The 12,517-nt window shown below is 57.4% G+C and carries 10 protein-coding genes and 1 tRNA gene; 6 read left to right on the top strand and 5 right to left on the bottom strand.

Features of this window, described 5'->3' with window-relative positions:
• The first annotated feature begins 27 nt into the window (after window positions 1-27).
• The gene (locus WDB86_RS10755) at window positions 28-1,029 is read left to right on the top strand and encodes a polyprenyl synthetase family protein (RefSeq protein WP_339108487.1); all 1,002 of its coding nucleotides are present in this window, start codon (window positions 28-30) and stop codon (window positions 1,027-1,029) included.
• A gap of 10 nt (window positions 1,030-1,039) precedes the next feature.
• Here the strand turns inward: WDB86_RS10755 and WDB86_RS10750 are convergent, their stop codons facing one another.
• The 4 genes from WDB86_RS10750 to dapF all read right to left on the bottom strand — a co-directional run bounded on the left by WDB86_RS10750 (window position 1,040) and on the right by dapF (window position 5,809).
• Window positions 1,040-1,915: a 4-(cytidine 5'-diphospho)-2-C-methyl-D-erythritol kinase gene (locus WDB86_RS10750; RefSeq protein WP_406735910.1), complete on the bottom strand. Its 876-nt coding sequence runs from the start codon at window positions 1,913-1,915 to the stop codon at window positions 1,040-1,042.
• Window positions 1,912-3,561, bottom strand: a complete 1,650-nt coding sequence (locus WDB86_RS10745; protein ID WP_406721441.1) for a tetratricopeptide repeat protein — start codon at window positions 3,559-3,561, stop codon at window positions 1,912-1,914. Before WDB86_RS10745 ends, WDB86_RS10750 begins: the two co-directional genes overlap by 4 nt.
• Before the next feature lie 203 nt (window positions 3,562-3,764).
• Entirely contained in the window at window positions 3,765-5,018 is a 1,254-nt protein-coding gene (gene mtaB / locus WDB86_RS10740; RefSeq protein WP_406735909.1) for a tRNA (N(6)-L-threonylcarbamoyladenosine(37)-C(2))-methylthiotransferase MtaB, read from the bottom strand.
• A complete protein-coding gene (dapF, locus tag WDB86_RS10735) occupies window positions 5,015-5,809 on the bottom strand; it encodes a diaminopimelate epimerase (protein WP_339108491.1) in 795 nt (264 codons plus the stop codon). The genes mtaB and dapF overlap by 4 nt, the downstream gene beginning before the upstream one ends.
• Before the next feature lie 185 nt (window positions 5,810-5,994).
• On the opposite strand from dapF, the gene WDB86_RS10730 reads away from it, so the two are divergent.
• The 4 genes from WDB86_RS10730 (at window position 5,995) to WDB86_RS10715 (ending at window position 10,333) form a co-directional block, all read left to right on the top strand.
• A tRNA-Lys gene (locus WDB86_RS10730) sits at window positions 5,995-6,070 on the top strand.
• Window positions 6,071-6,399: 329 nt separating this feature from the next.
• Complete coding sequence (locus WDB86_RS10725) at window positions 6,400-9,189, top strand: bifunctional aconitate hydratase 2/2-methylisocitrate dehydratase (protein ID WP_406735908.1); 2,790 nt, start codon at window positions 6,400-6,402, stop codon at window positions 9,187-9,189.
• 281 nt (window positions 9,190-9,470) lie between these two features.
• Window positions 9,471-9,836 carry a tyrosine-type recombinase/integrase gene (locus WDB86_RS10720; protein ID WP_406735907.1) on the top strand — a complete coding sequence of 122 codons (366 nt, stop codon included), beginning with the start codon at window positions 9,471-9,473 and terminating at the stop codon, window positions 9,834-9,836.
• Window positions 9,836-10,333, top strand: coding sequence for a tyrosine-type recombinase/integrase (locus tag WDB86_RS10715; RefSeq protein WP_406737043.1), 498 nt, complete (start codon window positions 9,836-9,838; stop codon window positions 10,331-10,333). Before WDB86_RS10720 ends, WDB86_RS10715 begins: the two co-directional genes overlap by 1 nt.
• A gap of 209 nt (window positions 10,334-10,542) precedes the next feature.
• On the opposite strand, the gene WDB86_RS10710 is transcribed toward WDB86_RS10715, so the two are convergent.
• Complete coding sequence (locus WDB86_RS10710) at window positions 10,543-12,150, bottom strand: anti-phage dCTP deaminase (RefSeq protein WP_406735906.1); 1,608 nt, start codon at window positions 12,148-12,150, stop codon at window positions 10,543-10,545.
• Between the two features lie 134 nt (window positions 12,151-12,284).
• Here WDB86_RS10710 and WDB86_RS10705 point away from each other — a divergent pair, with 134 nt between their 5' ends.
• Window positions 12,285-12,470, top strand: a complete 186-nt coding sequence (locus tag WDB86_RS10705) for a hypothetical protein (protein ID WP_406735905.1) — start codon at window positions 12,285-12,287, stop codon at window positions 12,468-12,470.
• Window positions 12,471-12,517 lie beyond the last annotated feature (47 nt).

The raw sequence follows: 12,517 nt of genomic DNA, 5'->3' as shown, positions 1-12,517 counted from the left end.
ATGGGGAGAGCGGGAAGGACAAGGAACATGAGCCTCGACGACAAGGCAGTAAAACCGCATGACCGGCTTGCGCAGGCTCTGGCCGGCGACATGGAGGCGGTGAACACCCTGATCCGCGAGAAAATGGCGTCGAAACATGCGCCGCGCATTCCGGAAGTCACCGCGCATCTGGTCGAGGCCGGCGGCAAGCGTCTGCGCCCGATGCTGACCTTGGCCGCCGCGCGCATCTGTGGCTATAACGGCCCCTATCACGTGCATCTGGCGGCGACCGTCGAATTTATCCACACCGCAACGCTGCTGCATGACGATGTGGTCGATGAAAGCGCGCAGCGCCGTGGCCGCCCGACCGCGAACCTGCTGTGGGACAATAAATCCAGCGTTCTGGTGGGCGATTACCTTTTCGCCCGCGCCTTCCAGCTGATGACCGAGCCCGACAATATGCGCGTGCTGGGCATCCTGTCGAACGCCTCTGCGGTGATTGCCGAAGGCGAGGTGCTCCAGCTGACCGCCGCGCAGGATCTCTCGACCACCGAGGATACCTATCTTCAAGTGATCCGCGGCAAGACGGCGGCGCTGTTTTCGGCAGCAACCCAAGTGGGCGGCGTTCTGGCCGAGGCTGACGAGACCGCAGAGAAGGCGCTGTTCGATTATGGCGATGCGTTGGGGATTGCCTTCCAGATGGTCGATGACCTGCTGGATTACGGCGGGGTGACCGATGTCATCGGCAAGAATACCGGCGATGATTTCCGCGAGCGCAAGCTGACCCTGCCCGTCATCAAAGCGGTGGCCGCCGCAGACCAGACCGAGCGCGCCTTCTGGAGCCGCGTCATCGAGAAGGGCGACCAGCAGGACGGCGATCTGGAACAGGCGATGGCGCTGATGGCGAAACATGGCACGCTGGCGGCGACCCGCGATGCGGCGATCCTCTGGGCGGATCAGGCGCGCGCGGCGCTGAGCGCCCTGCCCGCGCATCCGCTGCGCGACATGCTGGACGATCTGGCCGATTACGTGGTGGCCCGCGTGCGCTAAGGCACGACGATCAGGACAACATCTGCGCCGGTTGGACCCACCAGCCGGCGTTTTTCTGTGCCAGTCGGCGCGCTGCAGCTTCTGCCGCCTGCTGCGTGGCAAAGACGCCCCAGCAGGTGCTGCCCGAGCCGGAAAGATTTTGCATCAGACATCCGTCCTGATCGGCAAGCGCCTGCAGGATCTGGGTAATTTCAGGCAGATAGACGGCTGACGCCGGATCGGTCAGCACATCGGCAAAGTCATTGCCATATGCGGCAAGCCAAAGCGCGAATGCCGCGTGCCCCATCCCCAAAGGCACAGTTAATGCCACATCGGACGGTGCAGGGGCCTTACGCCCCAAAGCCTGAAACATCGCGCCTGTGGGGGTTTCGACCCTCGGATTGACCAGAACAAGCCAACATTCCGGCAGTACGGGAGCCGCGCTCAGCACCTCGCCAATGCCCCGCATGATCTGCGGCTGGGGTGCCTGCATACAGACCGGCACATCGGCCCCAAGCGCAACCGCGCATTCGGGGGTAATCGCGGGCACATCCCAAAGCCGCGCCAGCAGACGCAAGGCGACCGCCGCATCCGAAGAGCCCCCGCCAATCCCGCCACCATGCGGCAGGGTCTTGGTCAGCCGGATCCGTGCGCCCTGCGTCGTGCCAGTTTCGCGCTGTAGCAGATGCGCGGCCTTCAGGACCAGATTGCGCGCATCCACCGGCACCCCTTCGGCAAAGGGGCCATCGACCTGCAAGTCCAAGCTGTCATGCGCCTCAACCGTCAGCCGGTCCCCGAAGCCTGCAAAGACCACAAGGCTTTCAAGCGTGTGATAGCCATCTGCCCGTCGCCCCGTCACCGCAAGCGACAGGTTGACCTTTGCAGGCGCTATATCCGAGAGGCTCATTGAACCGGCTGCGCCTTGAGCGGCGGTGCGCCCTCTTCCTTCAGCACGGCATCAAGGCCGACCTCCAGCTTGCGCTTGACGCGATCCATATCGACATCTTCCCCCGGCCCGAAAGCAATCGCGCGCTTCCATTGGAACTGCGCCTCGCGCTTGCGGCCCACAGCCCAGTAGGCATCGCCCAGATGGTCATTGACCAGCGGATCGACGGATTCCAGCGTGATCGCTTTCTCCATCTCTTTCACCGCCTCGCCATAGCGCCCCAGACGGAACAACGCCCAGCCCAGACTGTCGATAATATAGCCCGAATCCGGCGATGCCTTGACCGCCTGCCGGATCATCTTCAGCGCCTCGTCGAGGTTCTCGCCCTTTTCCACATAGGAATAGCCAAGATAGTTCAGCACCGAAGGCTGACCCGGGTTCAGCTCCAGTGCCTTGCGGAATTCTCCTTCGGCGCGATCCCATTTATCGGACCGCTCATCGGCAATACCGGCGGCATAATACACGAACCAGTCCCGCGGCTGCGGCGATTGCAGACGCGACAGCGCCTGCTGATAGGCATCGGCGGCCTCGGCAAAGCGCTGTTCACGGCGCAGCATGTCCCCCAGAGACACCCAGACGCCCGGCAATTCGGGATCGTCCTTGGCCACGCCCTGCACGACCTTGATCGCCTCATCGGCGCGATCCGCGCGCATCATGGTCTCGGCCTTGCCCAGCTCTGCCGCATAATAGACCGTGCTATCGGCGGGCACTTCATCATAGGTCGCGATGGCAAGATCATGCTGGTCTTGCTGATCCAGAATAGAAGCGGCCAACAAGGTTGCATCGACATTTTTAGGATTGAGCCATTGGGCGATGCGGGCATGGACAAGCGGAATCGTATCGGAGACATCTCCGCCCGCCAGCGCCGCCCCCACCGAATAATACAGCTCGCCCACACCTTCGCGCGCCGTGTTGGCCACATCGAAGGGCACGGTTTCCCCTGCCTCCAGACGTTTGCGCAACTGTGCAAGCTGCGGATCGAGCGACTCCCCGAACACGTCCTTGAGAAGCGCGACCGCATCGGCATCGCGATCAAGGTTGGACAGCACTTCGACATGGGCCATCACACCACGCCGCGTGGCATGGATCGCGTCCGCCGCCCCGCCCGAGAGAATTTTCTCGGCACTCTCGAAATCCCCAACCTGCGCCATCGCAAGTGCCTTGTGATAATCAGCAAAGCCCTGCAGCCCCGGCATCTTGGCCACCTGATCGAAGGCCTTGAACGCATCGCTCATATTGCCTTGGCCGACATAGACCCATGCGCGGTAAAGCTGCGTGAAAAGCGGGCCGATATTTTCCGTCCCGTTGACCAGCTTCATCGCTTCGTCATATTTGCCCTCGCCCACGGCATTGGCCAGACGGACAAGAAAGACAGGCTGGCTATCGGCGGCCTGCGCGTCGCTGGCGGCGATCTGTTCGGCAATGGCCGCCGCCTTGTCGTAATTGCCAAGGACGATCTGCGCCGTCATGGCCGATTCCGCCACGCCCATATCCACGACGCCTGCCTGAAGAAGCTGGCCGTAATAAGCCGTCGCCTGCTGGTAATCATGATCGCCCGTCGCAGCGCGCGCCGCCAGATACGCCCCTGCGGGCTGCGCGGAAACCATTGGCGCCTGGACTGCGGCGAATGAAAGAGCCAACGCGCAAACCGGCGTCAATCGAAACGGCATGGATATGTCCTCTCTGATGTCTAGGCGACCCTAGCGATAGCGCATGCCGGAGGCAATGCAGGCTGAGGGCCGCCCGAGCTATGGCTACGGAAAAACACGCTTTCTTGACCGCGTGGGGCCTTTCTGGCGCGGCGTCGCGGTCAGACCAGCAGGCGTTTTCCGTCGTGACCACGGATTTTCGCCGTCAGGATCGTGCCTTCGGGCTGGTCTGTGTCGAAATGCACCTCGGTGAAGGTCTCGGTGCGGCCTGCCTGCGGCCCTTCGGTCAGGATCACCAGATCGGAGCCGACCTGACATGCAAGATGCGCCTCAAGCGCACGGTCTCCGGCCTCACGCAGACGGCGGGCACGGTCCTTGATGGCCGCACCATTGACCGCAGGCATACGCGCGGCAGGCGTGCCCTTGCGCGCCGAATAGGGGAAGACATGCAGGAAGGTCAGCCCGCACTCATCCACCAGTTTCAGCGAGTTCTGGAACATCTCTTCGGTCTCGGTCGGGAAACCCGCAATGATATCGGCCCCAAAGACGATCCCGGGCCGCAGCTTGCGCGCCTCTTCGCAGAAGGCGATGGCATCATCGCGCAGGTGGCGCCGCTTCATGCGCTTGAGCACCATATCATCGCCCGCCTGCAGCGACAGGTGCAGATGCGGCATCAGGCGCGGCTCGGTCGCGATGGCCAGCATCAGGTTTTCATCGGCCTCGATGGAATCTATCGAGGAAATCCGCAGGCGCGGCAGATCCGGCACCAGCTTGAGGATACGCATCACCAGATCCCCCAAGCGCGGCTCGCCCGGCAGATCCGCCCCCCAAGAGGTCAGATCGACGCCGGTCAACACCACCTCGTTGAAACCACGGTCGCGCAGACGCTTGATCTGCTCGACCACCACCCCCGCCGGAACCGAGCGCGAATTGCCACGGCCATAGGGGATGATGCAGAAGGTGCAGCGGTGGTCACAGCCGTTCTGCACCTGCACATAGGCGCGGTGGCGGCCAAAACCGTCAATCAGATGGCCTGCGGTCTCTTTGACCGACATGATGTCATCCACCTGAACCTTTTCGGTCTCGCCAATCAGGTTGGGGACGCGCATCTGTGCCCATGTCTCGGGCAGCATCTTCTCGTGGTTGCCGATCACCTTGGTGACCTCGGCCATGCCCGCAAAAGTCTCGGGTTCGGTCTGCGCGGCGCAGCCGGTCACGATGATCGGCGCATCGGGGTTCTCGCGGGCCAATCGGCGGATCTCCTGCTTGGCCTTGCGCACGGCCTCTGCCGTCACCGCGCAGGTATTCACCACAACAGCCCCCTCGACGCCAGCGGCGGCGGCGAGTTCCTTCATCGCCTCGCTTTCATAAGCGTTCAGACGGCAACCAAGCGTGGCAAAGACAGGCGGTTTCATAGGGCACCCAGAAAATCAGAGGTCAGTTCCGCGCGGAACACAAAGGCCGTGGGGCCGGTCATCCAGACGCCATCCTCGCGCCAGTCGATCTCAAGCCGACCGCCGTCCACATCCACCGTCACCCGCCGCCCCGTGAGGCCGCGCAGATGCGCCGCCACGGCGGTCGCACAGGTGCCAGAGCCACAAGCCAGCGTCACGCCCGCGCCACGCTCCCACACCCGCATGCGCAGATGATCGGGGCCCGTGACAGAGGCAAACTCGACATTGGTGCGCTCGGGGAAGGACGGGTGATGCTCGATCTCGGCGCCCCAGCTTTCCAGCGCGACCTTCTCGGCATCCTCGACAAAGAAGATGCAATGCGGGTTGCCCATGCCCACGGCCACCGGATCGCCATCAATGCCCGTCGCCTTTGGATCGCCGTCAAAGGGAATCATGCGCGCCTCCAGAATCGGCGCCCCCATATTGACCGAGACCATCCCATTCGCGGCGCGCTTCGCCTCAAGCTGGCCACGATCGGTGGTGAAGCGCACATGGTCCTTGCCAAGCTGACCCATCATCCAGTCCGAGACACAGCGCGAGGCATTGCCACACGCCCCCGAAAGCGAGCCATCCGAATTGTAGAATTTCAGATGGAAATCGGCCTCTTGCGAGGGGCCGATCAAAGCGAGCTGATCGAAACCGACACCACGGTGCCGGTCTGCCAAGGCCTCGGCCAAAGCAGGTGTCACCGGATCGACCCCGTCACGGGCGTCAATCACGACGAAATCGTTTCCAAGGCCATGCATTTTCATGAAGGCCAATCCAGACAGGGGTAAAGACGCGTTTTTCATGAGCGCGATATACGCCCCCCGAAAACTTTTTTCCAGAGATCTCATTTTTTTTGAATTTCGCTGTTGACGCCCCCCGCACAGAGCCGTAGAAGGCGCCCACACCAGCAGGGAAGCACACAGCGAACCGGTTGGAAACGAAAGAAAGTGGGCCGTTAGCTCAGTTGGTAGAGCAACTGACTTTTAATCAGTGGGTCGCAGGTTCGAATCCTGCACGGCTCACCACTTTCCATAATGACGAACGACAGAAGTTAGGCGCCTTTCGATAGATCGATTGGCGCTTTTGCTTTTTACTCCCCCTGAAATCGGTAAGAAAAATCCTTCGCTACTTCGGGAGGATCTGCGACAGTTATCCAAGGCGGCGGTACCGCCTATTTGCAGTAGTATGTGGCCGACACATCCCCCCTCGACGCCAAGCGCAAATCGCGGGAACTGCTGTCTTGTAACTGCAATGCGCTTGGTATACATCGGCATACTAAAGGCTTGTGGCGACTCGGCGGGTGTTTGGCGGCCGGCGTGCAAGCGTGAAACGATAGCGACATCTAGGGACCGTCATGAGCTTGTACACAGACTACCTAACCGAGATCGAAACCCGTAAGGGCGAAGGCCTGCACCCCAAGCCCATCGATGATGGCGCGCTGGTGGCAGAGCTGATCGAGCAGATCAAAGACGAAGGCAACGCCTACCGCGAGGATTCGCTGAAGTTCTTCATCTATAACACCCTGCCGGGCACGACTTCGGCGGCGGGCGTGAAGGCGAAGTTCCTGAAGGAAATCATTCTGGGCGAGGCCGTCGTTGCCGAGATCACCCCCGATTTCGCGTTCGAGCTGCTGTCGCATATGAAGGGCGGCCCGTCGATGGAAGTGCTGCTGGATCTCGCGCTTGGCGAGGATGCAGCGATTGCCGCCAAAGCGGGCGAAGTCCTGAAAACGCAGGTCTTCCTGTATGATGCCGATATGGCGCGTCTGGCCGATGCCTATAAGGCGGGCAATACCGTCGCCAAGGATGTGCTGGAAAGCTATGCCAAGGCCGAATTTTTCACCAAGCTTCCCGATGTGGAAGACGAGGTGAAGCTGGTCACCTATATCGCCGCTGAAGGCGATATTTCGACCGACCTTCTGTCGCCGGGCAACCAGGCGCACTCGCGCTCGGACCGCGAGCTGCACGGCAAATGCATGATCTCGGAAGAGGCCCAGAAAGAAATCGAGGCGCTGAAAGCCCAGCACCCCGACAAGCGCGTCATGCTGATCGCGGAAAAAGGCACCATGGGTGTGGGCTCCTCGCGTATGTCGGGCGTCAATAACGTGGCGCTCTGGACCGGCAAGCCGACCTCGCCCTATGTTCCCTTCGTGAACTATGCGCCGGTTGTTGCGGGCACCAACGGCATCTCGCCGATCTTCCTGACCACCGTTGGCGTGACCGGCGGGATCGGTCTGGACCTGAAAAACTGGGTCAAGAAGGTCGATGCCGATGGCAAGCCGGTTCTGAATGAAGAAGGCAACCCCGTTCTGGAACAGAAATATTCTGTCGCCACCGGCACAGTGCTGAAAATCGACACCAAAGCGAAGAAGCTGCTGAGCGAAGACGGTCAGGTTCTGGCGGATGTCGCCTCGGCCTTCACGCCGTCGAAGGTCGAATTCATGAAGGCGGGCAGCTCTTATGCTGTGGTCTTCGGGAAGAAACTGCAAACGTTCGCGGCGGAAACGCTGGGCGTTGAGGCAGCGCCGGTCTTCGCGCCTTCGAAAGAAGTCTCGATCGAGGGTCAGGGCCTGACGGCTGTGGAAAAAATCTTCAATGCCAATGCCGTGGGTGTGGAAAAGGGCAAGACCCTGCATGCCGGTTCGGACGTGCGCGTGAAGGTCAATATCGTTGGTTCGCAAGACACCACCGGCCTGATGACCGCGCAAGAGCTGGAATCCATGGCTGCGACCGTGATCTCGCCCACCGTGGATGGCGCCTATCAGTCGGGCTGCCACACCGCCTCGGTCTGGGACAAGAAAGCGCAAGCCAATATTCCGAAGCTCATGTCCTTCATGAACAACTTCGGCGTTGTCACCGCGCGTGACCCCAAAGGCGAATACCACGCCATGACCGACGTTATCCACAAGGTGCTGAACGACATCACCGTCAGCGACTGGGATATCATCGTCGGCGGCGACAGCCACACCCGTATGTCCAAAGGCGTGGCCTTCGGTGCGGACTCGGGCACCGTTGCTCTGGCACTGGCCACCGGTGAAGCCACCATGCCGATTCCTGAATCGGTCAAGGTGACCTTCAAGGGCCAGATGAAGGACTATATGGACTTCCGCGATGTGGTTCACGCGACCCAAGCGCAGATGCTCCAGCAATTCGGCGATAACGTCTTCCAAGGCCGCATCATCGAAGTGCATATCGGCACCCTGCTGGCCGACCAAGCCTTCACCTTCACCGACTGGACCGCAGAGATGAAGGCGAAAGCCTCGATCTGTATCTCGAATGATGACGTGCTGATCGGGTCGCTGGAACTGGCGAAATCGCGTATTCAGGTGATGATCAACAAGGGAATGGATAACGAAGCCAAGACCCTGCAAGGCCTGATCGACAAAGCCGACAAGCGGATCGCCGAGATCAAATCGGGCGAGAAGCCCGCGCTGAAACCCGATGCCAATGCGAAATATTTCGCAGAGGTCGTCGTGGATCTGGACCTGATCGACGAGCCGATGATCGCAGACCCGGATGTGAATAACGCCGATGTCTCGCGTCGCTACACCCATGACACCATCCGTCCCGTGTCCTATTACGGCGGCGACAAGAAGGTGGATCTGGGCTTTGTCGGCTCCTGCATGGTGCATAAAGGCGATATGAAGATCGTGGCCCAGATGCTGAAGAACCTCGAGAAAGAGGCCGGCAAGGTCGAATTCAAAGCGCCTCTGGTTGTGGCTGCACCGACCTATAACATCATCGACGAGCTGAAAGCCGAAGGTGATTGGGACATCTTGCAGAAATACTCGGGCTTCGAATTCGACGATCTCTTCCCGAAATCGCAGGCGCGCAAAGAGTACGAAAACATCATGTATCTCGAGCGCCCCGGCTGTAACCTCTGCATGGGCAACCAGGAGAAAGCCGCGAAAGGTGACACCGTTCTGGCGACCTCGACCCGCCTGTTCCAAGGCCGCGTTGTGGAAGACACCGCCGAGAAGAAGGGCGAGTCGCTGCTGGCCTCGACCCCCGTCGTGGTTCTGTCGGCCATCCTTGGCCGCACCCCGAGCCTTGACGAATACAAGAAAGCCGTTGAGGGCATCGACCTGACCAAATTCGCTCCGCCGCTGGAAAAACCGGCCGATACGAAGTCGGTCCACTTCTAAGCTTTCGGCCAAGAGGCCTAAAAATACCAAAAGGGCGAGACAAAAGTCTCGCCCTTTTTTGATGCGCTACAACGGCAAGGCAGCCATTCTACACGATGAGGCCGAGTGCCACCGCTGCTATGCCCTATTTCACGGGCCGCAGCTTCACCTTGCAATGTTCTGGCGCATTCCACGGCAAATACCGACTGTAATCTATATCCTCATCAAGATTGTTCGTTCTCATCTCTGCCAGATCATCAATCATCCAGGAAAAATAGCGATACGTGTCCACTCGGTTTAGCTTGGCCTATATTCCCGTCACGGCAGAATTGGGGAGGCTGATTGAAGAGACCCCGGAAGGGCAGGATATCTTACTAGTGTCTGAGCTGGGCAAGCCGCTCACAGCACGACGGGCTTCCAACCAGATCACGAAATGGCGCAGGGCTGCCGGCGTGCTGCCTTGGGATGATAGGCGCGAAAAGACGCTGGCTGACACGCGGGGGACGGCGGCGACGCGGTTGCTCAATGCCGATCTGTCGCTGCGTCAGATCGCGACCCTCATGGGCTGGTCAGTGCGCTACGCCTCGCAGGTGATCGAGATCTATGGACACCAGCTGATATCAAGGCGTTCAACAAAGTTGCGCCTCAATGGGTCCAGCGCATCTTGATGCTGGGCTGTGAGACGGGGTTGCGCGTGTCGGATTTGGTGGAGGTTCGGAAGGACCACTTTGAAGACACAGCCCACGGGAAACGGCTGCGCTTCAAGACCGGCAAACGTGGGCGTGTTGCATATATCCCTGTAACAAATGGTCTTCAGGCGCTGTTGGATGCGACGCCTGAAAGTCAGGAAACGCTTTTGGTAGGGCAGCTTGGTGATCCCCTTCAATCCCGATGGGCATCAAACCAAATCACGAAATGGCGGCGTGAAGCAAAGGTGTCCTCTTGGGAGGATGGGCGAGAAAAAACACTGGCGGACACGCGAGGTACGGCAGCAACGCGTTTGCTCAACGCGGACCTGTCGCTGCGTCAGATTGCAACGCTCATGGGCTGGTCAGTACGTTATGCCGCGCAAGTTATCGAGATCTACGCCCGTGTAAGTCCGGACGAGAGCGACTTGGTTTTGGCGCGTCTGGAAACTGCAAAAGCGCGTACTCAGAAGCTATAAGTGTAAACGCAACTGTAAACGGCTAGGCCGCTACATTGGAAGGAGTGACGCAAGTGCTTGAAGATAAATGGAGGCGAGTAGGAGAATCGAACTCCTGTACACGGATTTGCAATCCGCTATCTAGCCATTGAAATCAGATGGTTTTGTGTTGCGTCAAATCTTAAACATTACACGAACACATCATGAATGTTGCGGAGGAAACCGCTGTGTCATTGCTCATGTGAAACCTTATGATTGCAGCAATTACGCACATGCTGCAAAAGCTTCAGCGCTTGACGCATTAGTTCGTGTTCAACTCGCTTTTTCACGTCTGGGAACTCCAATTTAACGGTTTCCTCGACGTGCAAATGTGCTTTTGACACATCTGAGACGAGAGGTAGAGGACGCCGCGCATACCAGCGATTAACAACATTTGCGTCAGTCCGCCTTTTATTCTTCTTTTCGAAAATGTCCTGATAACGCTTCGGAGCAATACCCACAAAGTGCTCTACAAGGACCTTACCGATATCTGACTTTGATGTTGTTAAGGCATCCCCGCTAAGCTCAAATGCCTTACTTTTCGTATAGGGCTCAATGTAAACGATACGCTTGATACCAGCTGCAATGAGATGCTTTGCACAATTATGGCACGGGAAGGTCGTGACGTAGATCGTAGCACCCTTGGTCGACAACCCCAGCCTTGCTGCGTCGGTTAAAGCACTCATTTCCGCATGAGTAATTCGACCAAATTCAGTCAAATCAGACACAAAGGCATCTTTAAGAAGATCTTTAAAACGCTCGTCTTGGAAAATTTCTTTCGGACCCTTTTTCAACAAGTCAGAGTTATGCAACGCATGAATAAAGTTATTTACAATACGGTTTGTCTCTAACTTATTTGGCTCGACGCCACGTTCCATATCCCTTTGAGGATTGTCATCGTCACACCAGTAAGAGCCGCCTCCAGCTTTTGGCACTTCATTACAGCCTAAGGTGATCACATCGCCATCAGCCGTTGTGATGGCAGCACCAACCTGCCGACTTAAATCTAGAGTGCGCAATGATGCCGTTTTTGCTAGCTGACTACCAAACTCATCTCTTGTGGGACTGACATAGTTAGAACCGAATAAAGCATCTATAAATCGTGCGATTTCTGTAAAAATAAATTTCGATCGACCTGCTACAAACACATCTCCAGATTGGTGAGCATTCGTAGTGCTTTGACCGTAATCCACCCCGGTCTCCTCTCGATCTTGCCCAATAAGGCGACGAGCAGCTTCTTCTCTTTTTACTTGCGAAAATTCAGGCGATTCTCGTCCTATGATGTTTAAAACAGACTGGAGCTGGTCCTCTTCGGAAACAGCAATAGAGATCTGGATAAACTTTTTTCCGTAAACTTTATTGAGGAGCGCAATCTCAGCGGGCCTCTTCAATTGACGAATAATAAAAGCTGTTTTTTCAGCTTGCTCCTTCGAGTAGTCTTCGCCTGTCTCTCTACTGCGCACAGCATTAATTCGATTTCTATGTGTTGCGATCATCATGATTGCTACACGAGCTAAAAAATCGTTTTTTTGAGAAAAGCGTGCCAGGTCGTTCATCAAATCAATTTTTTGCTGATACGTCGAAGTTGGCATTCCCTTTAAAGCTGGGATCACATTCACAACATCTTTGGTTAGGTGAATATCAACTACATTATACTCAACTTTTTGAAGTTCTCTTTTGAGCGCGTCTTGAACAGCATCTATGTCACTTCCTAACGGTCCAACCAAACCGAAAATAAGTTCGGGTTGGACGTCCTCAGAGTTAAAATTAAGCCTGTTTACAGCGTTACTGATATTCAACGCACGCACTCCAGATGTTGATTTTCGATCTAAGTAAAGCAGAGAATACTTCCCATCTTGACGCTACAAGTCTCTTGTCAGTGTCAAGCAAAAAGAACTACAACGATAACACCCCTGACCCAGAGGATTGCAAGATGGTCCGCACCAACCCAAATCAAGCTCAGCTGGAAACCAACTCCAATTTGGAAGAAGATGTACAGCAGCTAATCGAAGCGTACAGCCGAAAGTCAAGTGATCAGCCGACTGCACCTAAGCGAGCAATGAGTTCTTATCTGGAGTCAGAGGCTGAAATCGCTAAACCTTGGGAAACTTTTTTCTAAGTTTTCTTCCTTCTATCCTTGGAAGGCGAAGGCACGGGGGTAACCCG

The sequence above is a fragment of the Thioclava sp. GXIMD4215 genome (assembly GCF_045291555.1).
Taxonomy (GTDB): Bacteria; Pseudomonadota; Alphaproteobacteria; order Rhodobacterales; family Rhodobacteraceae; genus Thioclava; species Thioclava litoralis.
This window is presented reverse-complemented; position numbering and strand designations above follow the sequence as displayed.